The 23,267-nt window shown below is 73.6% G+C and carries 14 protein-coding genes and 1 pseudogene; 1 reads left to right on the forward strand and 14 read right to left on the reverse strand.

Annotated elements, in window-relative coordinates:
• Positions 1–77: 77 nt before the first annotated feature.
• From OG500_RS34250 to OG500_RS34300, 11 genes and pseudogenes are all read right to left on the reverse strand, one after another.
• Positions 78–1,040: pseudogene (locus OG500_RS34250) on the reverse strand (helix-turn-helix domain-containing protein); the annotation flags it as partial.
• 162 nt (positions 1,041–1,202) lie between these two features.
• Positions 1,203–3,923, reverse strand: coding sequence for a BREX system ATP-binding domain-containing protein (locus OG500_RS34255; protein WP_329585975.1), 2,721 nt, complete (start codon positions 3,921–3,923; stop codon positions 1,203–1,205).
• A gap of 122 nt (positions 3,924–4,045) precedes the next feature.
• Positions 4,046–6,853: an AfsR/SARP family transcriptional regulator gene (locus tag OG500_RS34260; RefSeq protein WP_329585978.1), complete on the reverse strand. Its 2,808-nt coding sequence runs from the start codon at positions 6,851–6,853 to the stop codon at positions 4,046–4,048.
• A gap of 67 nt (positions 6,854–6,920) precedes the next feature.
• Entirely contained in the window at positions 6,921–9,143 is a 2,223-nt protein-coding gene (locus tag OG500_RS34265; RefSeq protein WP_329585981.1) for a helix-turn-helix transcriptional regulator, read from the reverse strand.
• A 93-nt stretch (positions 9,144–9,236) separates the two neighbouring features.
• Entirely contained in the window at positions 9,237–10,703 is a 1,467-nt protein-coding gene (locus OG500_RS34270; protein ID WP_329585983.1) for a dihydrolipoyl dehydrogenase family protein, read from the reverse strand.
• A gap of 47 nt (positions 10,704–10,750) precedes the next feature.
• Positions 10,751–12,403: an ATP-binding cassette domain-containing protein gene (locus tag OG500_RS34275; protein ID WP_329585986.1), complete on the reverse strand. Its 1,653-nt coding sequence runs from the start codon at positions 12,401–12,403 to the stop codon at positions 10,751–10,753.
• Positions 12,400–14,166 carry an ATP-binding cassette domain-containing protein gene (locus tag OG500_RS34280; protein ID WP_327070740.1) on the reverse strand — a complete coding sequence of 589 codons (1,767 nt, stop codon included), beginning with the start codon at positions 14,164–14,166 and terminating at the stop codon, positions 12,400–12,402. Before OG500_RS34280 ends, OG500_RS34275 begins: the two co-directional genes overlap by 4 nt.
• A complete protein-coding gene (locus tag OG500_RS34285; protein ID WP_329585989.1) occupies positions 14,163–15,452 on the reverse strand; it encodes a cytochrome d ubiquinol oxidase subunit II in 1,290 nt (429 codons plus the stop codon). The genes OG500_RS34280 and OG500_RS34285 overlap by 4 nt, the downstream gene beginning before the upstream one ends.
• Entirely contained in the window at positions 15,445–16,767 is a 1,323-nt protein-coding gene (locus tag OG500_RS34290; RefSeq protein ID WP_327070742.1) for a cytochrome ubiquinol oxidase subunit I, read from the reverse strand. Before OG500_RS34290 ends, OG500_RS34285 begins: the two co-directional genes overlap by 8 nt.
• A 49-nt stretch (positions 16,768–16,816) precedes the next feature.
• The gene (locus OG500_RS34295) at positions 16,817–17,410 is read right to left on the reverse strand and encodes a Dps family protein (protein WP_327070743.1); all 594 of its coding nucleotides are present in this window, start codon (positions 17,408–17,410) and stop codon (positions 16,817–16,819) included.
• 121 nt (positions 17,411–17,531) lie between these two features.
• Positions 17,532–18,512 (reverse strand): helix-turn-helix domain-containing protein, encoded by a 981-nt coding sequence (locus OG500_RS34300; RefSeq protein WP_329585992.1) that lies wholly within the window; start codon positions 18,510–18,512, stop codon positions 17,532–17,534.
• A gap of 437 nt (positions 18,513–18,949) precedes the next feature.
• Here OG500_RS34300 and OG500_RS34305 point away from each other — a divergent pair, with 437 nt between their 5' ends.
• The gene (locus OG500_RS34305; protein WP_327070745.1) at positions 18,950–19,921 is read left to right on the forward strand and encodes an alpha/beta hydrolase; all 972 of its coding nucleotides are present in this window, start codon (positions 18,950–18,952) and stop codon (positions 19,919–19,921) included.
• 376 nt (positions 19,922–20,297) lie between these two features.
• Here the strand turns inward: OG500_RS34305 and OG500_RS34310 are convergent, their stop codons facing one another.
• The 3 genes from OG500_RS34310 to OG500_RS34320 all read right to left on the reverse strand — a co-directional run bounded on the left by OG500_RS34310 (position 20,298) and on the right by OG500_RS34320 (position 23,109).
• The gene (locus OG500_RS34310; RefSeq protein ID WP_329585996.1) at positions 20,298–20,933 is read right to left on the reverse strand and encodes an FMN reductase; all 636 of its coding nucleotides are present in this window, start codon (positions 20,931–20,933) and stop codon (positions 20,298–20,300) included.
• Positions 20,930–22,027, reverse strand: coding sequence for an LLM class flavin-dependent oxidoreductase (locus OG500_RS34315; protein ID WP_327070747.1), 1,098 nt, complete (start codon positions 22,025–22,027; stop codon positions 20,930–20,932). Before OG500_RS34315 ends, OG500_RS34310 begins: the two co-directional genes overlap by 4 nt.
• Before the next feature lie 161 nt (positions 22,028–22,188).
• Positions 22,189–23,109, reverse strand: coding sequence for a glyoxalase (locus OG500_RS34320; protein ID WP_327070748.1), 921 nt, complete (start codon positions 23,107–23,109; stop codon positions 22,189–22,191).
• Positions 23,110–23,267: the final 158 nt, after the last annotated feature.

Raw genomic sequence — 23,267 nt, forward strand, 5'->3', positions numbered from 1 at the left:
CGGCACGGTCGGATCAGGCGGACGGGTGAGTTGACCTGGATGGGTGGAGGCCTGGACCATCGGGCCGGCGGGTCGTCAGCTCCTTCGGCTGTTCGGAGCGCGCGCCACGCCCGCGGGGGCACCCCGTAGGCGGCGCGGAAGGCGCGGCTGAAGTGGGCCGGGTTGACGAACCCCCAGCGCTGGGCGACCGCTGACACCGTCGGTGCGGTGCGGCTGCGCCGGGCCAGGTCGCGGGCGCAGGCCTCCAAGCGGCGTTGCTGGATGAGCCGGCTCACCGTGGTGCTCTCGCCTTCGAAGAGGCGGTGCAGGTAGCGCACCGAGATGTGATGGGCGCCGGCGATGGTCTCCGGTGAGAGTTCCGGGTCGCCCAGGTGGTGGTCGATGTGCTCCTGTACCCGTTGGACGAGATGGCCGTCCCGGGTGTGCGGGTCGGTGGCCGCCCCGGTGAGCTGGGCGACGAGCGTGCCGAGCAGGTCGGTGACGCTGCCGGCCAGCCGATCGCCGACGGAGGCCGGGTAGGAGTGCGCGCAGGCGGCGAGGGTGTCGAGGAAGGGCAGCAGGACGGCTCCGAGCCCCTCGGCGGAGGTGACGGCCGTCCCCGCCACCTGCCGGATGTCCTGCTCCGCCACCCCCAGCAGCCTGCGCGGTACTTGGAGCAGGTGGGTGCTGAAGCGCTCCGGGTAGTCGAAGGCGTACGGCCGAGTGGTGTCGTACAGCACGAGACTGCCCGCCGGTACCGGCGCCCGGCGCCCTTCCTGCGCCAGTACGGCGCGGCCGGACACCTGTACCGCCACCCCGACCTGCGCCTCGGCCTGCGGGGACCGTGCGATCAACGAGGCGCTGCGGCTCACCCGGGTCGCGTCCGCTTCCAGCGTGGACACCCGCAGGTATCCCAGCCGGTGCGACACCAGGCGGCCCTCGAACGGCCGATCGGCCAGCGGCACCACCTCCACCGGTACCAGCGTCCGCGACACCGCCGCTCCCCAGAACCCCGCCTTTTCCGCATCCGGGACCGCATCGGTCGTTACCAGCAAGCTCACCTGACTGCCCCTCTCGGCTGTACCCCTGCGGAGTCAGCCTGGTCTGCGGGTCGTCCGGCGCTCTAAGTCATCTGACTGTCGGTCGGCAGGATGAGGGCGGTGTGCGCTGTCGGACCGGACGCAGTGCACGGGCAGGACAGGAATCGCCGGCCGCCTTCGGTTTCAGCAGGCGCCGAGGGCGTGGGCGACAGCAGCCCGCGAGGTGATGCCGAGCTTGGGGAAGATCTTGTAGAGGTGCGCCGCGACGGTGCGCGGCGACAGGCGGAGGGCTTGGCCGATCTCCTTGTTGCTCAGGCCGGTGGCGGCGAGCCTGGCGATGCGCAGCTCCTGGGCGGTCAGCTCCGCGGGCGAACTGCGCGGTGCCGGGGCCACCGGGTTTCCCGCGGCCCGCAGTTCCTCCTCGGCGCGCTGCGCCCAGGGGTCGGCCTGGAGCCCGCGGAAGGCGTGGTGCGCCGCACGCAGGAGGTCCCGGGCTTCGGCGCGATGCCGGCGGCGGAGCCACGAGCCGTGGGCCAGCCGCAGGCGCGCGAGTTCGAAGACCCACCGCTCGGCGCCCGGCACGGCGTACGCCGCGCGGTAGGCGGCATCGGCCTCGTCCTCGTCGGCGGTCAGGGCGGCGGCCGCGGCCAGCAGGAAGGCGTGGCGGCCGGATATCTCCGCGGACCCTTCGGCCCGTACGGCGGCGACGTGCGCCCGAGCCTCCCGGCACCGACCCGTGTGCACGGCGGCCTCGGCCAGGTCGAAGACCAGGGTGTGGAGCCAGGGAAGGCCCTTGGGCGGACGGCCGGGTGGTGTGATGTCGGCGAAGTGCGCGTATGCCTGCTCGTGGTGCCCGTGGGCCAGGGCGATCAGGCCCCGCAGATGGGTCAGCCGCTCCAGCACGAACCGCATCCGGGCCTGCGCGGCCACCGGCCTGATGAGCCGCTCGATCTCGCGGAACCGCGCCTCGTCGCCGCGGCCGGCCAGGAAGTGGGCGTAGTAGTGGCGGAAGACCAGCGCGTTGCAGTGGTAGCCGAGGTCCTCCGCGGTCTCGGCCTCCCGCAGGCAGACGGATGCCAGGTCCCAGCGGCCGCGGAGGAAGTCCTGATGGCACTTCGCCTTCGCCACCGAGCCCTGGGTGGCATAGCCGTGCAGCCCGGTGAAGCGTCGCCACAGGTCGTCGTCGGCACTGTCGATCGCCGAGGTGGTCCACAGCAGGAGCCAGGCAGCTCCCGCCTCCTGCTCCTCGTTCATCCCGTCGACCACGGCGCGCAGCTCCTCGGCCAGGCCGGCGGCCGGATCGGTCCAGGCCCGGTAGCAGAGCCGACCGGCGTCGGACGTGTGCTCCCGGTGCCGCTCCAGGGCCGCCCACGCACGGGGGTCGTCGGTGTAGGTGGCGGCGAGCAGGAGTTTGAAGTAGACCTGCTCGGCCAGTCCGCCGAAGGACGGGGCGCCGGGCGCTGTCAGGGCGTCGAGGGCCGCCGGCAGCAGCGTGGCCGAGGACTCGAAGCCGATCCGGTGGCTCTGGTCGACGTACACCACCGCGTACGCGAACAGCGGGGTGATGTCCGGCGGCACCGGGGAGCTCTTCAGCTCCTCCACCAAGGCCGCGGTGTGGCGCAGTTGGCCGCCGCGGGCCGCCATCACGGCGGCCCAGGTGAGCCTGCGGGCCCGCTCGGCGGGGTCGGCGCTGAGCGCGGCGGCCCGGTCGAGCAGGAGCGCTCCTTCCGCGTCGCCGCCACGCCGGGCGAGCCGGCTGCCGGCCTCCTGCAAGCGGCCCGCGAGCGCCTCGTCCAGCAGCAGCGCGGCCGATGCCTCATGGACCAGGCGACGAGCGTCGTCCGGTGCGAGGAACCCGGCCAGCACGCGGTGGGCCTCACGCCGCGCGGACTCCGACGCGCACGAGATCACGGCTGTGCGAACCAGCGGGTGCCGGAAGACCAGCCGTCCGGCCGGGTCCAGCCGGGCGAGGCCGTCGGCCTCGATCCTGTCCAGGGCCTCCTCCGCCCCATCGCCGACCGCTTCGCACAGCCATGCCCCGCTGCCGCCGTCGGTGCCCGTGGCGAGCGCCGCCAGAAGGAGGAGGCGACTGGCGGCGGGAGTCAGTGATTCCAGTCGTTCGGCGAACATCCGCTCCAACCGCCGCCCCAGCGGAAGCCGATCGGGCAGCGGGACGATGCCCCGCTGCTGCTCACCGGGCAGCTGGCGCGGCAGTTCCACGAGTGCCAGCGGGTTGCCCGCCGCCTCGTCGAGGAGCCGCTCCGCTGCCGTGGTGGCCAGCTCCGGGAAGCGGTGCAGCAACAGTGCCGCCGCGTCCGGGCGGGACAGTGCCTGTAGCTCGACAGGCTCCGTCGGCCACGCCTCTGCCGCCGCACCCTCCGGACGACTCGCGCCGATGATCACCAGCGGCAGCTCCGCGCAGCGCCGTCGGAGGAAGGCGAACACGGTTGCGCTCGACGAGTCGATCCAGTGCAGATCGTCCAGGACGAGCAGCAGCGGGCTGGTGCGCGCGGCCTCGGCGAGCAGCGCGAGCGAGGCCGCCCCGACGGCGAATCCGCTCGGCGGGGCTCCGGCGCGGCCGCCGAAAGCGCTCTCCAGCGCGTCCCGCTGGTGGGAGGTCAGGGCTGTGGAACGTTGCAGCAGCGGCCAGAGGGCCTGGTGCAGGGCGCCGAAGGCGAACTCCGTCTCCGCTTCGGCGCCGACCGCCCGCAGCACGGCGAAGCCGTGCTCGCGCGCCCGGTGCCCGGCCCACTCCAGCAGGGCGCTCTTGCCGATGCCGGCCTCGCCGCGCAACAGGATGGCCGAGCCGCCCCCGCCGTCGGCGGCCCGCTCGATGGCCGCCTCCAGCAGATCTGTCTCCCGCTGCCGCCCGAGCAGGGCCGACCCCTGCGTCTCGCGCTGCATCCTCGTCCTCCGGGTCAGCCACCTTCCCGGAAGCGGTCCGCACCCGCTCTCCGGACGCTGTCACACGGTGCTCGTCGGAGCTCGTTCGCCCAGCAATCGCCCGTCACCGGGCACCACGTAGGTTAGCGTCCGCCGGGACCGTGCGCCGCCGCCTTGGCCCGCAGGGTGGTGGCTTCGGGGTGGCCGAGGCCGGTCAGCAGGTCCGCGGCGCGCTGCCAGGCGGCTCGGGCGCCGGCCGGGTCGCCGAGGGCGAGCCGGGTGTCGGCGAGATGGTCGAGTACTTCGGCCTCGTTCACCTGGTCGCTCGCCTCGCGGTAGCCGTCGAGTGCGTGCTCGAAGCATTCGACGGCCCGCGGGAAGTGGCCGAGGTGGTGGTGCGCGTAGCCGATGCTGTCCCAGGTGGCGGCCTCGGCGCGGTGGTTGGCGGTCGCCTGGAGGAGTGGCAGGGCCTGCTCGCAGCTCTGGATGGCCTGCTCGTACTCGCCGAGCAGTGCGTGGTACCAGCCGACGGCGTTGAGCTCCCGGGCGATGTGGTTGTCGCTGCCCAGGACCCGGTAGACGGCCAGCGCCTGCTGGGCATACTCCAGGGCTTCCCGGTGGCGTCCCTGACGGCCCCGCACCCAGCCGGCGCTGCGCAGGACGGTGGCCCGCGGTGTCGCCGGAAGGGCGGGTACCTCGGCCAGGAGCGGGATCAGCAGCTCGTCGGCCTGGGCGAAGCGGCCGGTCTGGGCGTAGGCGCGGGCCAGGCCGAGCCGCCCCTCGAGGACCTCGCGGACCGGGCTCACGGTGGCGGGTGCGCCGAGAGCGATCCGCAGGATCTCGATCTCGTCCTGCGACCAGCCCTGCTGGTAGGTGTAGAGGTAGCTGGCGTACGCCAGGCTCCAGATCCGGCGCAGCTGACCCTCGTCGTGGACCGAGCGGAGCAGCGTCAGGATGGTGCGGTACTCGGCCGCGTACCAGGCCATGCCGGTCGGCCGGTCCGCGAACTCGAGCACCACGGCGCCCGGGAGTGCGGCCTGAAGCTCCCTGAGCTCCGGGCGGGTGGAGATCGCGCTGCCTGCGGCGACCGCGCAGTGTCCGAAGTGGTCGAGCAGCCGTCCCAGCGCCGAGGGGCGGTCGTCGTCGGGCTCGGCGGGCAGCCCGGCGGCGTAGGCGCGCAGCAGGTCGTGCAGGGTGTAGCAGTCGCGGGCGTGCTCGCTCAGCATGTTGGCCTCGCAGAGCTCCTGGGCCAACGTGCGTGTCCGGGCCACCGGAAGGCCCGCCACGCTGGCGGCGGAGGCGAGCGAGATCTCCGGGCCCGGATGGACGGCGAGCAGCCGGAAGAGCCGGGCCGACGAGGGGCTCAGCGCCCGGTAGGACCAGGCGAAGACCGACCGCAGGTCGGTGTCCGGGTCGCCCAGTTCCAGCGCGGCCAGCTGTCGGCCCGCGAGGTCGCCGGCCACGTCGGCCAGCGTCAGCCCCGGGCTGATGGCCAGTCGGGCCGCGGCTATCGACAGCGCCAGGGGCAGACCGCCGCAGGTCGCCAGGACGGATTCCACCGCCTCGGGTTCGGCCGCCAGCCGCTGCGGGCCGAGGCGGTTGGCCAGCAGCTCGCGGGCCTGAGCCGGTGCCAGCCGGTCCACGGAGACCACCCGGGCGCCTTCGCGCACCACCAGCGAGCTCAGCCGGTTGCGGCTGGTCACCAGCACCAGGCAGCCGGGGGCGCCCGGAAGAAGCCACCGGACCTGCTCCGCGTCGCGGGCGTTGTCCAGCACCAGCAGCAGTCGCCGCCCGGCCACCGCGGCGCGGAACCGGGCGGCCCGCAGGGGGAGATCCTCCGCCGACTCCTCGGCGGGTTCTCCGAGCGCGACCAGCAGCATCGCCAGCGCTTCGCCGGGATCCACGGGCCGAGCGCCCGGATCGAAGCCGCGCAGGTTCAGGTAGAGGCGCCCGTCCGGGAACTGCCGGGCCACCCGGCGCGCCCAGTGCACGGCCAGCGCGGTCTTGCCCACACCGCCCATCCCGGCCAGGGCCGTGAGCACCACCGTCGTGCCGGGGCCGACGTCGGCCATGGCCTGCTCCAACGCGTCGGTCAGTTCGGGGCGTTCGGTGAAGCCGGCGACCGGTAGCGGCAGGGTGTCGGGTCCATGGCCCGGCGCAGGGGGTGGCGGACCGGCGGGCCCGGTGCGGGGCGCGGACAAGGCTGGCTCGCGCAGCGCCCGCTCGTACGCGGCCCGGAGCACCTCGGAGGGGTCGACGCCCAGTTCCTCGGCCAGTCGGACGCGGATCTCCTCGAAGAGGGTGAGCGCCTCGGCCCGGCGCCCCGCCGCGACCAGTCCCCGGACCAGCGCCGCGTGCAGGGGCTCGTCCCAGGGGGCGTCCGCCGCGACCTCGCGGACGGCGGCCAGCACCGACGCGGCGTCACCCGCCTCGGTGGCCGCGGCCATCGCCTCCGCCGCGGCGGCGATCCGGGCCCGCTCCATGGCCGCGAAAGGGGGTCGCGTCAACGCCGCCGGATCCAACCCGGCCAGCAGCGGCCGCCGGACCAACTCCGCGAGCTCGCGCCAACAGGCGGGCGCCTGCGGCCCGCCGGCCCGGCCGCGCGCCAGGAGGTCGTCGAAGAACGCGGCCTCGCTTTCGGCGGCCGAGGTGTCGAGCCGGTAGCCGGAGGGAGCGGCCAGCAGCCGGCTTCCCGCTGTGCGCGGGGCCAGGGCAGGCTCCAGGAGCCGGCGCAGGTTGCCGATGTGGCGGTGCAGCTGGTTCACGGCGGTGGACGGCGGGTGTTCCCCCCACACGGCGTCGACCAGCGCGGACGTGCTGAGGGTGCCGCCCCGGGCCACCACGAGGGCCGCCAGCACCGTGTGCCGGTGCGGCGGGCCCACGGTCACCTCCGTGCCGTCCCGCCAGAGTCGAAGCCCCCCGAAGATCTGAAGCCGTACCTGCCCATCCATCGGACGTAGGCTATCCGGCGGGTCCGCCCGGGGCCAAAGGCGCCGGCGTCGGCCGGCTCGCGGCCCGTCAGGCCGCGGTCGCCATCAGTGAGGCGAGCTGCGCCCGGGAGGTGACCTCGAGCTTGGGGAACACGCGGTGGAGGTGCCAGCCGACGGTGCGTGGCGAGAGCACCAGCCGTTCGCCGATCTCACGGTTGGTCAGCCCGGTGGCGGCCAGCCGGGCGATCGTCAGTTCCTGGGCCGACAGCTGCTCGACCAGGTGACCGCTCGCGGTGCCCCGGTCGACCCCCGCAGCCCGCAGCTCCCGGTTGGTGATCTCCGCCCAGGCCGTGGCCCCGAGCAGCTCGAAGGTGTGCAGCGCCTCCCGCAGCGGCACCCGCGCCAGGCCCGGGCGGCGGTCGCGGCGCAGCCACATGCCGTACGCCAGCTCTGTCCGGGCGCGCGGCCACGGCCACTGCCGCGGAGTGAGGGCCAGGGCCTGGGCGAAGTGCTGCTCGGCGTCGGGGCCGTCCGCCAGCAGCGCCCTGGCGTGGGCGAGGTTGACGGCGGTCAGCAGTGGGAGCCAGTCGCCGTCGCCGAATCCCGCGATCAGCTGCCTCGCGTCCTCGACCTCGCCGGCGCGCAGCGCCGTTTCGGCCAGGAGGGTGAGGGTGCGGACCTGGGCCCCGCGGTGGTGGGGCAGCGCGCCGGGCGCGAAGAGCGGGCGCAGGGTCTGGTAGGCGGCGCTCGGGTCGTCCGAGCAGAACAGTGCCACGCTGCGGGCCAGGCGCAGCGCGGCATGCACCGGGCCGCTTCGACGGCCGGCGGCGTTCCGCTCCACCGAGGCGATGTCCGCGGCCGAGCCGGCCAGGTCGCCGCGGAACGCGCGGAGCAGCGCGCGGGTGGCCCGGGCCCGGATGGACCACAACTCCTGGCCGCCGGCGTCCGCCAGGCCGAGCGCCTCCTCGTTCGCCGCCTGGGCGAGGTCCCAGTCCCCGACGAGCACCCCGGCCTGCGCGTGCAGGGCCTGTACCTGGGCGAGCAGGCCGACCCGGCCGTCGGACCGTAGCAGTCGGGCGGCGCGTGCCAGCAGGTCGCCCGCTCGGCCCGGTTCGCCGACGGCCAGAGCGGCGGTGCCGAGCAGCCAGAGCTCCTCGGCCTCGGTGGCGTCCGTGCGGGCGATCACCGGTTGCGCCGCCTGCGGCGACACCGTCGCCTGGACGAGCACCCAGCGCGGATCGCTGCGCGCGTCGGCCAGTTCGGTGAGGCAGTCGGCCAGCGCCGCGCGGGCCTGCGGGTCGGGGTCGGTCCAGGTCGCCGCCTCGGCCGCGCCCACCAGGATGTCCAGCGCGGCCGAGCGACGGCCGGCCCGGGCCAGGCGCGAGGACAGCAGGCAGCGCTCGGTGACGGACGGGGAGCCGCGCTCGGGCCGGGCGGTGAACCGGCACCATGCGATGGCGCTGAGGGCCTGCTGCTCCTCGTCGAGGCCCAGCTGTTCGGCCTGGTCGAGGAGGTGCTCGGCGAGATCGGGACGGCCGAGCTCGAACGCCCCGCGGCCGGCCCGCACCAGGCGGCGGGCCCGCTCGCCGGCGGCCGGCGTCAGGTGGGCCGCACTCTCCCACCGGCGCAGCGCCTCGACGGGGTCGCGGCGGCGCTCCGCCTCGCTGGCCGAGGACTCCAGCCGGTCGGCCACCTGCTCGTCCCGGTGGACCGCTCCCTGCGCGGCGTGCCAGATCGAGCGGTACGGATCCTCGATGGCGCGCGCGAGTGCGGCATGCGCGGCGAGCAGCTCGGGCTCGCTCGCGTACTGCTGGACGGCGGCGCGTACCAGGACGGAGCGGAAGCGGATCCGTCCCTGGTCGAGTGTGAGCAGGCCGTGGGTGAGGGCCGGCTCCAAGGCGTCCACGGTGATCTGGCGGCCGGTCAGGAGGGCCGCCGACGCGAGAACGTCGCCGACGCACTCGCCCAGGTGCACCGCGGCGAGCAGCACGACAGTGCCGGTGTCCGCCGGCAGGTGCTCCAGACCCGGCGCGACCGAGCGGACCAGGCGTTCCGTCAGCGGTGGGCAGCGGAGCAGCAGATCGCTGCCGGGGAACTCCGCTGTGCGCCAGGAGATCGCGAGTTCCCGCAGGGCGAGCGGACTGCCGGCCGCGTCGCGGATGATCCGCAGGCGCAGGGCGGCGCTGCGGACGCCCGCGTCGTGCAGCAGGGTGTCGGCTTGCGCGTCGCCGATGGGCGGCGGGCTCGACTCCACTGCCAGGACCGCGGTGATGGCGTCCGACACGCTGTCCTGGCCGACGGCTGCACCCACGGTGACCTCCTAGTTCTTCCCCGAAAAGGGGAGTCTAGGAGGCCCTCGGTGACTTCTGAGTGACCGTCGCCGGCAGCACCTGACCCGGGGGCGTCAGAGCCCGTACTGCTCCAGCAGGCGGAGCCAGATCTCACTCATGGCGGGGAACGCCGGGACGGCGTGCCACAGGCGCTCCAGCGGGACTTCGCCCACGACGGCGACGGTCGCCGCGTGGATCAGTTCGCCGACCCCCGGGCCGACCAGGGTGCAGCCGACCACGACGGAGCGCTGCTCGTCCACGACCAGTTTGGCGTGCCCCTGGTAGCCGTCGGCGAAGAGCGAGGCTCCGGCGACGTCGCCGATCGGGTACTCCACCGCCCGGACCGGGAGGCCGGCCCGGCGGGCCTGCTCCTCGGTCAGGCCGACGGCAGCGGCCTCCGGACGGGTGAAGATCACCTGCGGTACGGCGTGGTGGTCGGCGGTTGCCGACCAGGGGGCCCAGGGGACGGGTCGCGCCGGGTGGCCGTCGGCGCGGGCGACGATCGCGGCCGCGCAGGCCCGTGCCTGGTACTTGCCCATATGGGTCAGCGGCGAGCGCTGGTTGACGTCGCCGGCCGCGTAGAGCCAGCCGTCGGGGACCGTGGTGACCCGGCAGCTGTCGTCCACGGGCAGCCGGCCGCCGGGCTCCAGACCGGCCGTCTCCAGGCCGAGCCCGGCGGTGCGCGGACTGCGGCCGGTCGCGACGAGGAGCTCCGCGGACTCCACCGTGGAGCCGTCGGCCAGGTAGGCCATGACCACGCCGGTCGAGTTCTCCCGTACCACGCGCTCGACCTCGACCCCGGTGCGTATCCCGACGCCGTCGCGGCGCAGCCCGTCGGCGACCTGCGCTGCGGCGAACGGCTCCCAGGAGGGCAGCAGCCCCTCGCCGCGCACCAGCATGGTCACCTGGGAACCCAACGCGCTCCAAGCGGCGGCCATTTCGCACCCCACCACGCCGCCCCCGAGGACCGTGAGCCGGGCCGGAGCGGCGCCCGCCGTGGTCGCCTCCCGGCTGGTCCAGGCTCCGATGCCGGCCAGGCCCGGCACGGTCGGCATGACAGCGCTCGACCCGGTGCACAGCACCACGGCGTGACGGGCCGCCAGCACCGTGGCTCCGTCGTCGCCGTCCACCTCCACTCGCCGCTCTCCCACCAGCCGACCCCAGCCACGCACCAGGTCGATGCCGGCCGACTTCAACCAGGCCACCTGGCCGTCGTCGCGCAGGTCGGAGACGAACGCCTCCCGCCGGGCCAGGACGGCCGGGACGTCCAGCAGTCCGGTCACCGCCTCGCGCGCACCGGCCACCGCGCGAGCCTCCGCCAGCGCCGCGGCCGGGCGCAGCAGGGCCTTGCTCGGAATGCAGGCGAAGTACGAGCACTCACCGCCCACCCGCTCGCTCTCGACGACCACTGCGCTCAGACCGGCCTTGACCACGCGGTCGGCGACGTTCTCACCGGTGGGACCGGCACCGATCACGATGACGTCGTACTCGGCCGCTGCCGGCAGGTTCGGCCCGTGCGCCGGGCCCGTTGGGTTCTGCATGGTTCCTCTGTTCCGTGTCGGCGGATCACTGGGTGCGGGGGAGGCGGTCAGACGGACGTGGCAGCGCGGACGACCGGACGGCCCAGGTGCAGCGTGTTCTCCACGGGGAAGGGCACCAGGTCGTGGTGCTGGTCCGGCAGCGCGATGACGAGCGCGCAGCGGGGCAGCGCCGCCCGGATCTCGCCCAGCAGCCGCACGGCTGTGGGCCGGTCGAGCCCGGCGGTGGGCTCGTCGAGGAGGAGCACGGCGGGGTCGCGCAGTACGGCGCGGGCGATGGAGAGGCGGCGCCGCTGTCCCTGCGAGAGCTTGCCGCCCAAGGGGCCGGTGGGTGTGTCGAGGTCGAGGTCGGCCAGCGCCGCGGCGGTGAGCGCGGCGTGCAGCGCCTCGTCGTCGGCGTCGGGGGCGGCTTGGCGCAGGTTGTCGGCGATGGTGCTGTCCGCGAGCCAGTCCTCGGCCTCGACGAGGGTGGCCATGGTGGCCACCGACGCCGCGGAGAGTGTGGGCAGCGCGGAGCCACCGAGGAGGACGACACCGGGCGGCCGGCTGTCGATCCGTCCCGCGAGGATGTTGAGCAGGGTGCTCTTGCCGCTTCCGTTCGGCCCGGTGACCAGGGTGGCGCTGCCGGCGGTGAGGGTGCTCGACCAGCGGGTCCGGGCAGCTCCGAGGCCCGCCGGGAGATCGCGCACGACCAGTGGCGGGTCGGTGGGGGAGAGGAGGGCCGGCCCGGAAGGAAGGGCGCGGGCGCGGGCGAGCACGTCGGTCAGCCGTACGGCGGCATGTGCGGCCGAGCCGCGGTCGCGCAGCAGCTGCGGCAGGGTCTCGACCAGTTCGTAGCCGGCGGCGACCAGCAGCGCCTCGCCGATGGCGTCGGCGACCGGCTGCATCGTCGAGCGGCTGGAGAGGGCGAGCAGCAGGACCGCGACCTGTCCGAGCACGGCGAGCAGACGCAGCAGGAGACGGCTGTTGCGCAGGGCCGCCAGTGACGCGGCGTCAGCTCGCCGGGCCCGCTCCACCCGCTGGGCGACCTGGTCGCGGGCGTGCTCCACGGCGTCCAGGCAACGCAGTTCGGGGAGCGCGGACCGGGCGCTGAGCAGGGTGGACCGGGCGGCGGCCCGCTCGGCGGTGGCCTCGGCGCGGTGGGCGCCGGCCCGGGCGTTCATGTGCACGGCGACGGCCAGGGCCAGCGCGAGCAGCAGTGCCTCCACGGCCCCGGCCGTCGGGTTCGCCACGCAGATCAGCGCCACCACGACCACGGCGGTCGCCCCGACACCGGTCAGCGGCGCGGCGGTCCGGGCGGGTGCCGCGCCCACGGCGGCGACGTCGTCGGTGAGCTCGGCCAGCAGCGCGCCGTCGCGCCGCTCCCGCAACTGCCGCGACGGGAGCGCGCCGGCGGTGCGCACCATCCGGGCCCTGAGCGCGACGGTCGCGCCGAGCAGGGCACGGTGGCTGGTGAGCCGTTCGGTGTAGCGCAGGCCGGTGCGGCCGAGGGCCAAGACCCGTACGGTCCCCGAGGGGTACATCCAGGACCAGGTGGTGTTCGCGCGAAGCGTGACCAGGGCACAGGAGGTGAGGAACCAGCCGGACACACCGAGCAGGCCGGCGGCGGCCACCTCGGCGCCGACGGCGAGCAGTGCGCCGAGCAGCAGGTCGCGCCGGGCGCGGCGGTCGGCCGAGGTCCACAGCAGGGTGAGGGCCCTCATGAAGCCACCCCGCATGACGTCGCTCCGAGGACGCGGCCCCGGTCGATGTCGACCACGGCGTCAGCGATCTTGAGGAGTTCGGGACTGTGGGTGGCGAGCAGGACGGTCCTGTCCCGGGCCAGGGTGCGCACGGCGGCCATGACGCGTTCCTCAGCGTCGGGGTCCAGGTGGGCGGTCGGCTCGTCCAGGCAGAGCACGGGTGCGTCCCGCAACAGGGCGCGGACGAAGACCAGTTGCTGGATCTGGCCCGAGGAGAGCCCACTGCCGCGTTCGCCGATGACGGTGTCCAGGCCGTGCGGCAGCGCCGCCCGCAGGCCCGCGAAGCCGAGCGTCGCGAAGGCCGCGTCGAGCGCCGGGTCGTCCGCGTCCGGGCGGGCCAGCAGCAGGTTCTCCCGCACGGTGCCCGGCAGGAGGTGGCAGGGCTGGCCGATCCAGGACACCGCCCGGGGGTCGGCGGGCTGCCGCGCACCGCCGCTCTCGTGCGTGCTCGATCCGGAGTCGGGTGCGAGCAGCCCGGCGGCGACCGCCAGCAAGGTGGACTTCCCCGCTCCGCTGGCGCCGGTGAGGGCGAGCACCTGCCCCGGGCGCACGGTCAGGGTGACGTCGTGGAGGGCGGGCCGGTCGCGATCGGGGAAGGCGACGCCGACCGCGCACAGGTGCACGCTGCGCGGAGCGTCGGCGGGTCTTGGCGTCGTCCGCCCTGCTGGGGTCACGGACAGCAGGCCGTTGACGAGCTCGGCGGCGGCCGACGCCTCGGCACGGGCGTGGTAGCCGCGCGCCAGTTCCCGCACCGGCGCGAAGTAGGCGGGCGTGAGGACCAGGACGAAGAGCGCTGTGCCCAGGCCCATCGACGAGGGGACGCCGGGCAGGTGCAGGTAGTCGAGCAGGACCAGTCCGCAGTAGGTGGCGACCACGGCAAGGGTTCCGGTGACCAGCAGTTCCACCCAGGCGGTGGAGAGGAACGCCACGCGCAGCACCGCCTGGGTGCGGTGGGCCAGTTCACGGTCGTCCCGCTCCACGGCGAGGGCGGCGCGCTCGTCCGCGCCCAGGCCGACCAGTGTCGGCAGTCCGCGCAACTGGTCCAGCAGCCGGGCGCTGAGGGTCCGGGCGGCGGTCAGCTGTGCCTGGACGGCGGTGCGGGTGCCCATGCCGATGACCTTGAGATTGGCCGGCAGCAGCGGAGTCGCCAGCACCAGCAGCAGGGCCACCAGCCAGTTTCCCGCCGCGATCGCCGCCAGCACGACGCCGCTCGCGATCAGCATGGCCCGGCGCGCCGGGACATAGCCGGTCAGCCAGTCGGTGAGGCGGTCCACCTCCTCGTCGAGCGCCTGGACGAAGGCGGTGTCGGCCACCGCCGGCTCATCCGCGGGGGCCGCCCGCCGCCAGGCGGGCAGGGCGGCCTCCAGCAGCCGGGCGCGCAGTGTCTCCCGGACCGCGGCGGCCCCCTCGTCCGCGGCCCGGTCGCCGGCCGCGAGCAGCCAGGCCCGCAGCACGAGCCCGGCCGCGACCAGGCAGGCCGCCGGCAGCACCGACACCGGGGTGACCGTCGCCCGCTGGCCGTGCAGCGCCAGCCGGGCGGTCCAGCCGAGCCCGGCCGCCCACCCGACACTGCCGACGGCTGCGAGCCCGCGCAGCGTTCCGGCCCGCCGGAAGGCGGGCGCCTGCGCGTGCGCCCATGCGTGCAGGCGTTCCAGCGCCAGCTTCTGGTCCTGCTGTGCGTCGTCGTCGGCCAGGCGCGCCAGCAGGGCTGCGGTGTCGCTCACCGCTGCGCCGCCTGGTCGAGGTCGAACTCGCCGGCGGCGGCCCGCCGGTCACCGACCAGCCAGGCGGTGAGCGCGACGGCGGCGAAGAGGATGAGCGCGAGGGGGGCGATCCATTCGCCATGACCGCCGAACACGTCCTGCGCGACCGCGCCCACCCCGAGGCCGAGCACGGTGGAACCGATCCGACGGACCACGGTCCCGACGACTCCGTCCGGGGCGACATCAGCGCCTGTCGGATCGGTGCCGGTGTCGACGACGTTCTCCGCCGGCCGCTCCGGTTCGGCGGGGAGCGCAAGTGCGGTCGGTGTCGGTGGCCGGTACTTCCCGCGGAACACCCACCAGGCGTAGACGTTGTAGGCGAGCACGACGGGCATGCAGCAGCCGACGCCGATCAGCAGGAACACCTGCGACCCGAAGGGGCTGGCGGCCGCGTGCACGCTCAAGCCGGGCGGCACGACGACCGGGGCGGTCGCCGTCACCAGCGCCAGCAGTCCGGCCACCTGGGCGCAGACCACGGCGACGAACGGGCGGGCGTCGGGCGTTCGGCCGAAGCCGTACCAGGAGACCACGCCGCAGACGGCGGCGACGGTCACCGCGAGGCCGAACAGGACGGCGCGCAGCGGCTGGTCGAAGCGGAAGTGCTGCGGGTCGGCCACCTCCAGGCCCAGGCCCAGCACCAGGGCGGCCACGACCGTCACGGCGAGCAGCGGGCGCCCGAGCCGCGCGGCCCGACGGCGTGCGTCGCCCCGCGTCTTGGCCTGCAGCCAGGCGGCGCCGGCCAGCAGGTAGAGCGCGGTCACCCCGAGCGCGCACAGCACGCTGTAGGGAGTGAGCCAGCGCAGCGCGCTGCCGTCGAAGACGCCCCCGTGCTGCGGCAGGCCGCTGAGGACGGTGCCGACCACCAGGCCCTGGCAGAGCGTCACCACCAGCGAGGAGACGCCGAACAGCCGCCCCCAACCGGGTCGGTAGTCCGGTGCGGAGCTCTGCATCTCCAGTCCCAGCCCGCGCAGCACGAAGGCCAGCAGCATCACGACCAGCGGGAGGTAGACCCCGGGGAGCACGGTGGCGTAGACGCCGGGCAGCGCCGCCCAGAGGGTCACCCCGGCGAGGATGATCCAGCTCTCGTTGGCGTCCCAGGCCGTCGCGACCAGCTCGGTGTACTCCTTGCGCCGCTGGTCGCTGCGGTCGAAGAGGCCGAGGATCCCGATCCCGAGGTCGTAGCCGTCCAGCACGAGGTACGCGCCGAGTGCGAACAGGATCAGCGTGTAGGAAGCGTAGTCAGCCATGGATGGCCTCCGGCCCTGCCTTGACGGTTCGGACGATGTAGCGGACCCAGACCGCCACCAGCACGGCGTAGACCGTGACGAAGCCGGCCAGGCTCAGTGCGGCCTCGGCCGTGGACAGGTGGGAGACGGCGTCGGAGGTGCGGATCCGGCCGTAGACCACCCAGGGCTGGCGTCCGGTCTCCGCGGTGATCCAGCCCCCGGTGATCGCGACCAGGCCGGCGGGGGCCATCCACACCATCAGCCGGTGGAAGCGCCGGGCGGTGAACAGCCGCCCGCGCAGGCGAAGGACCAGTCCGGCGAAGGCCATCGCGAACATCGTGAGCGCGGTGAAGTACATCGCCCGGAAACCGTAGAAGGCGCTCCACATGTTCGGACGCTGGTCCGGCGGGGTTCGGAGCAGGCCGGGCACGTGCGCCTGGCCGGTCAGGTCCTTGCCGATCACCGCGCCCAGGTGCGGGATCTCGATGCGCAGGTTGTCCTTGCCCTTGCCGGGATCGGGGACGACGACCAGGTTGTAGCCGTTGTTGTCCGTCTTCCAGTTGCCCTCGAACGCCTCCAGCTTGGCGGGCTGGTGCTGCCCCATGAACCCCGCCGTCTCGTCCCCCGCGTACAGCTGAACGGGCATCAGGACGGCCAGGACCCCGAGTGCGAGGGAGAGCGTGCGGCGGGCGAACGGGAGCGAGCGCTGCCTGACCAGGTACCAGGCGGCGATGGCGCCGACGAACCAGGCGGCGCTGATCAGCACCGCCAGCAGCATGTGCGGGAACCGGTAGGAGAACGCCGGGTTGAACAGCACCTGCCACCAGTCGCGGGCCTGGAACTGGCCCGCGACCTCGGTGTAGCCGGCCGGGTCCTGCATCCAGCTGTTGGCGGAGAGGATCCAGGTGGTGGAGAGCAGGGTGCCGAAGGCGACCATCCACGAGGCGAAGGCCATGGTGCGGGGCCGCACCCGTCCCTCGCCGTAGAGCATGATGCCGATGAAGCCGGCCTCCAGGAAGAAGGCGGTGATCACCTCCATGCCGATGGTGACACCGAGGATGGGGCCCACCGCGTGCGCGTAACTGCCCCAGTTCAGGCCGAACTCGAAGGTCATCACTGTTCCGGCGACCACGCCGAGGCCGAACCCGACCGCGAAGATCTTCCGCCAGAAGCGGAACATCTGCAGGTAGAGCGGATTGCGGGTGCGCAGGTAGGCCGTGTACACGACGGCGAGCAGGATCGACAGCCCGACGGTCAGGGCGGGAAAGGTCATGTGGAAGACGGCGGTGATGGCGAACTGCCAGCGGGACAGCTCCACCGTCGCGGGCGATGCCATGGCGACTCCTGTCAGTGCCGGCGGACGGGGTGCGGGTGGCGCAGGTGGGTCACAGCCGCACCAGCGGGGTGTCCACCAGGTGCTCGGCCAGGAACCACACCTGCGCCTCGCCGGTCCGCACGACCTGGGAGACCAGCAGGTCGTTGGTGCCGTCGTCGCCGAGGGCCGCCGCCCGGGACGCGGCGTCGCGGGCGGCGATGAGGATCGCCTCGTGCGCGGACAGGAGGCGCGACAGCATCGCCGGCACCTCCTCGACGCCGTCCGGCGGACGCGGGATCGAGGTGATCTCCGCGACGTGCCGCGGGTCGCCGACGGCGACTCCGCCAAGGGCCTGGACCCGCTCGGCGAGGACGTCGACCAGCGCCAGGAGCTCGTCCGCGTGCTTGTCCAGCATGAGGTGCAGCTGGTAGAAGGTCGCCCCGCGCATCAGCCAGTGGTGCTTCTTGTAGAGCGTGTAGAGGATCCGGGTGTCCGCGAGGACCTGGTTGAGGCGCTGGCAGGAGTAGAGCCGCGCATCGTGGGAGAGGCCGAGGGGAACCTGGTTGACGGTTCCGAACTCCTGTATCTCCTTTCCGTGTTGATGCAGCAGTGGCTGGCTGCTGGCGCTGACGCTGGGGTGGTCGGCGTGGTCGGAACGGCTCATGGGTACTCCCTGGGGTCTTCGCGGTCCACTGGCTCGACCCAAGCTATGGGCGCGCGGAGTACGGGTTTGTTCCCGAGCGCACTGACCGTTGCCCGTGCGCGCCCGGCCAGGGCGCGCGCCGTCACCGAGCCGGCGTGGCCGGGACCTCGTTGCCGCCCGCGCGGGCGCGCCATTCGCGGGGAGTGACGCCGTAGGCGGCGCGGAAGACGCGGCTGAAGTGGGTCGGACTGACGAATCCCCAGCGGCGGGCCACGGATGACACGGTCGGCACGGCGAAGGCACGCCGGGACAGGTCGTGCGCACACATCTCCAGTCGGCGGCGCTGGATCCAGCGGGCCACCGTGGTCTCCTCGCCCTGGAAGAGCTTGTGGAGGTACCGGACGGAGACGTGGTGCGCGGTGGCGAGCTGCTCGGGGGAGAGCGACGAGTCGCCGAGGTGGCACATCGCGTAGTCCTTGATCCGCGCGAGCATGGCCGGCGCGGTCTGCGGCGCCGCCGGGTTCAGGGTGCCGCTGTGCTCCTGGATGACCAGGGCGAGCAGATCGATGGCCGTGTCGGCGAGCCTTCGGCCCGTGCCGGGGTCGAGGTCCGCGGCTCCCGAGGCCAGCTTCCGCAGGTAGGTGCTGACGAGTCCGACTGATCCGGAGTCGGGCTCGAACACGGTGGCGGTGGCCGTCCTGAGATCCTCGTCGCGCACGTGCAGGGCACTCCGCGGCAGGTGGAACGCCGTGAAGTCGAACGCGGTGGGCAGTTCCTTGGCGAAGGGGCGACCGGAGTCGGAGATCGCGAACTCGCCCGGGCCGAAGACGACCTCCCGCCCGTCCTGGGTGAGCCATGCGCAGCCCCGGTGCTGCATCGCGAGCGTGATCCATCCCTCGCCGTCGGCCGCGATCGCGCGCCTGGTGCGGGTGACCACCTGCGGTCCGGCTTCCACCCTGGAGATCTGCACGGCTCCCAACTGGTCACTGCTGATGACTCCGGCGGAGGGGCTCTCCTCCAGGAAGCCGACCTGAAGCGGTATGAAGGCATGGGAGACGGCCTCGTGCCAGCACTCGGCACGTTCGGCAGGGGAGAGCGATTCGGTGGACAGTGTGGTCGACACAAGGGTTCCCTTCGCCCGCGGCGAGGTCTGTTCTCGAACGTGCTGCCGTGCCCGCATCGGAGCGGGGGCACGGCCGGTCATCGGCCGGCCTGGATTCACCCCTGCTGACCTGGGACTATCTTGAGCTCGGCCCGGCTGATCGCGCTTCTGTCAGATGACCGGTCCCGTGCGTGGAACAGCGTTGGACAACGTCGGGCAGGGGTGGACATCGCCGACCTCGCCGCGGCGGCGGTACGCGCCGGCCGGAGCGAGGACGCCCGCGCCGTTGCGAGCGGGGCCGTGAGTGCGCGCAGAGAGCAGAGGAGAGGCGTCGTCGGGCAACGCGTCTCCGGCGAGCGGTCCTACGGTGACGCTCGTGCCTCGGAACGCCGGGGTCGGCCTGGGGACATCGGCCGGCCCCGCCGGGGCCAGACCACGCGCACTCTTGAGGAGACGACATGACGCATGACTTCCAGCCGGTCCGGCCCGTACTGGAGACGGCGGCAGCAGCGTTCGCGCAGGCCACCGCCGAGCCCCCGTACCTGTTCGACCTGCTCCCCGCGGAGGGCCGCAAGGCGGTCGACGAGGTCCAGTCGGGCGAGGTCGAGCTGCCGGCGGTCGACGAGGAGTGGATCACCGTCCCGGGCGGACCGACCGGCAGCGTCCGGGCCCGGATCGTGCGCCCGGCGGGCTCCACCGCGACCCTGCCGGTGACCCTCTACATCCACGGGGCGGGCTGGGTGTTCGGCAACGCACACACCCACGACCGCCTGGTGCGGGAGCTGGCGGTCGGGGCGGGCGTGGCGGTGGTCTTCCCCGAGTACGCCCTGTCGCCCGAGGCCCGCTACCCGGTCGCCATCGAGCAGAACTACGCCGTCGCCCAGTGGATCGTGCGGGAGGGCGCCACCAAGGCGCTGGACGGTACGCGGCTGGCCGTCGCGGGCGACTCGGTCGGCGGCAACATGAGCGCCGCGCTGACGCTGATGGCCAAGGAGCGCGGCGATGTCGCGCTCGTCCAGCAGGTGCTCTTCTACCCGGTCACCGACGCCTCGTTCGACACCGACTCCTACCACCAGTTCGCGACGGGCTACTTCCTGCGCCGCGACGGCATGCAGTGGTTCTGGGACCAGTACACGACCGACCCGGCCCAGCGTGCGGAGATCACCGCCTCCCCGCTGCGCGCCACCGCCGAGCAGCTCGCCGGCCTGCCCGCCGCCCTGGTCGTCACCGGTGAGGCCGACGTGCTGCGCGACGAGGGCGAGGCGTACGCGAGCAAGCTGCGTGCGGCCGGCGTCCCCGTCACCGCCGTCCGCTACCAGGGCGTCATCCACGACTTCGTGATGCTCAACGCCCTGCGCGAGACGCATGCGGCCCAGGCCGCGATCACCCTGGCGATCCAGACCCTGCGCGACGCGCTGCACACCGCCTGACCGGGCCGCCACCCGCTGCGCCCCGCTGCCGTCGGTCCTCGGGCCGACGGCAGCGGGGCGCTGGCACAAGCCGAACAGGCCGGCTGGGGGCGCGAGCATCCTGAGCCCACCTTCGTGTTCATCCACGGTGCGTTCGCGCCGCCGGCCCCACCGCTGATGCGGTGGGGCCGGCGGCAGTTGCTGTGGGGGCGGCCTCGGAGAGCATCTGGATCATCAGGCTCGGTGACCGCGCGGTGTTCTGGCGGTCGCCCGCGTCGGGGTTGCCCACGGTCGCGAGCTGCACGATGGCGGCCCGGCTGTCGTTCCGGCTGATCGGCCCGCCGCCCGCGTCAGGTGTCCATCGACGAGCCGGCTGCTCAAGGAAGCGCCGGCACGCTCACCGGCGGCCGATACCGAGCGCCGCCAGTTGCTCCTCGAACGGGACGACCGTGTCGGCCGCGGCGCGCTCGGGCACGGGCCGACTGGTCATGAGATCGGCCAACTCGCCTGCCGCACGGGCGATCCGGATGGCCAGGCCGCCGCTCGCGTCCCCGGTCGAGCCCCAGTCCTCGGTGGCCGCGAAGACGGCGGTGGGCGCCACCACGGCCCGCAGATGGGCGAAGAGCGGCCGCATGGCGTGCTCCAGGGCCAAGGAGTGCCGGGCCGTCCCGCCGGTGGCGGCGATGAGCACCGGGCAGCCGGTGAGCGCGTCCTTGTCGATCACGTCCATGAAGGACTTGAACAGCCCGCTGTACGAGGCACTGAAGATCGGCGTCACGGTGATCAGTCCGTCCGCTGCGGTGACCGCCTCGACCGCCTCGCGCAGCTCGGCCGCGGGGAAGCCGGTGACCAGGTTGTCGGCGATCTCCCTGGCCAGGTCCCGCAGTTCGATGATCCGCAGATCCACCTCCCGTCCGCTGTGGCGCAGTTGCCGAACGGTGGCGTCGGTGGCCCGATCGGCCAGCAGCCTGGTGGACGACGGGACGGAGAGCCCCGCTGCGACCACGACGAGACGCAGGGCGCTGTCGCTCACTTGGCGGCCTCCAGGGTCTCGGTGCCCGCCGCGGTGACCCGGGCGGCGTGGGTGGGACCGTCGGGGACGGTGGCGGGCCGGCCCGCGGCGAACTCCTTGCGCAGCACCGGGACGACCTCCTCGCCCAGCAGGTCGAGCTGCTCCAGGACGGTCTTCAGCGGCAGGCCGGCGTGGTCCATCAGGAAGAGCTGTCGCTGGTAGTCGCCGAAGGTCTCCCGGAAGGTCAGCGTCTTCTCGATGACCTCCTGCGGGCTGCCCACGGTCAGCGGGGTCTGCTCGGTGAACTCCTCCAGCGAGGGCCCGTGCCCGTACACCGGCGCGTTGTCGAAGTACGGCCTGAACTCCCGCACGGCGTCCTGGGAGTTGCGGCGCATGAACACCTGCCCGCCGAGGCCGACGATCGCCTGCTCGGGGGTGCCGTGGCCGTAGTGGGCGTAGCGCTCGCGGTAGAGGTTGATCAGCTTCTGGAAGTGTTCCTTGGGCCAGAAGATGTGGTTGGCGAAGAAGCCGTCTCCGTAGAAGGCGGCCTGCTCGGCGATTTCGGGGCTGCGGATCGAGCCGTGCCAGACGAACGGCGGCGTGTCGTCCAGCGGGCGCGGGGTGGCGGTGAAGGACTGCAGCGGGCTGCGGAAGCGGCCCGACCAGTCCACCGTCCCCTCGCGCCAGAGCTCGTGCAGCAGCGCATAATTCTCGATGGCGAGCGGGATGCCCTGGCGGATGTCCTGACCGAACCACGGGTACACCGGCCCGGTGTTGCCCCGGCCGAGCATCAGGTCGACCCGGCCGTCGGCCAGGTGCTGGAGCATCGCGAAGTCCTCGGCGATCTTCACCGGGTCGTTGGTGGTGATCAGCGTGGTCGAGGTCGAGAGGACCAGGCGCTCGGTGCGGGCCGCGATGTAGCCGAGCATGGTGGTCGGCGAGGACGGGACGAACGGTGGGTTGTGGTGCTCGCCGGTTGCGAAGACGTCCAGGCCCACCTCCTCGGCTTTGAGCGCGATGGCGACGATGGCCTTGATCCGCTCGTGCTCGGTCGGCATCCGCCCGGTTGTGGGGTCCGTGGTCACGTCCCCGACGCTGAATATTCCGAACTGCACTTGCTATCACCCTCTGTGCTGTGTGTCTGCGTGCCCTGGCTCTTCGAGGGCTTGTCGCCGCCTGCAGGGCCGGCCCGGGCTGTCGTCGTGCCTGGTCGTGCACCCTTTCCGGTCCGTGAACGCCCTGCTCGCCGGTGGCTGGGCGCGCCGTCCCGAACCGGTCACGACCGGGGGCCGGCGTCGTGGATCTCGGCGATGTAGCCACCGGGGAACTGCACCATCGCGCTGTCGCGCCCGGCGGAGGCGGACGGCCCCCACAGCACGGTCGCGCCGGCGGACCGGGCCTTGGCGAGGGTCGCGGTGAGGTCGTTCACGGCGTAGCCGGTGCTCTCGCGTCCGAAGGGGTAGGGCAGGTGCCCGTCGGTGACCGCGACCGAGGTGTCGCCGAACGGCGAGCTGATCCGGATCCGTCGGTAGGTGGTGCCGGGCAGGCCGAGTTCGGCGCCGGGTGCGTGCCGGTCGTCGGAGACCACCGTGCCGCCGGTGAAGGCCAGATAGCTGTGCAGGAAGGAGGCCGCCGCGCCGCTCGGCAGGTACAGCCGGTTCTCCGGGACGGACGCCAGCGCCGGATACGAGGGCGCCTTGGTGTGCCAGTACAGCTGTGCGTCGATGCCGCCGGGGAACTGCACGATCGCGTCGCGGCCGATCGGGTCGGCGAACGGCGTGACGACCGTGACCGCCCCGTCCGCCTCGGCCTTGTGGACACCGCGGTCCAGGTCCGTGACGAGCCAGCCGGTGCGCTCGACGCCGAACGGGTAGGGGACGGGCGTCTGGTAGTCGAAGACGGACAGCGTGCCGACCGGGGAGAGGACGAGTTCGGACTTGGTCAGGCTCGGTGTCGGGGTGACGTCGGCGAGGACCTGCGTGGTGTTGGTGCCGCCGAAGGTCGACTCCCAGCTGCTGATGAACGAGTCCATCGTGCCGGGTGCCACATAGACGTGTGTCGAGTCGTACTGGGGGCCGACGGCGATGCCGGGGCGTCCCGTGGCGGACGCCGCAGGGGCTGACGGTGCGGTGGCGAAGGCCAGCGCGGTCACGGCGGTGACCGCGGTCAGCAGGCGCAGGGACAGGCGGACGGGCATGGGGAGGTTCCTCCTGGGGCTGGGGGACGGTCGAGTCCGTCACCGAACGGTAGGACCAGCGGGCGGGCGCGTGTTGACCGACCGTGCACGGCCTGGTGTCGACAGTGAACAGCCCGGGTGCGGTCCTGCATCGGCAGGACGGTGTGCACGCACGGAAC

This window comes from Kitasatospora sp. NBC_01250, from assembly GCF_036226465.1.
Classification (GTDB): Bacteria; Actinomycetota; Actinomycetes; order Streptomycetales; family Streptomycetaceae; genus Kitasatospora.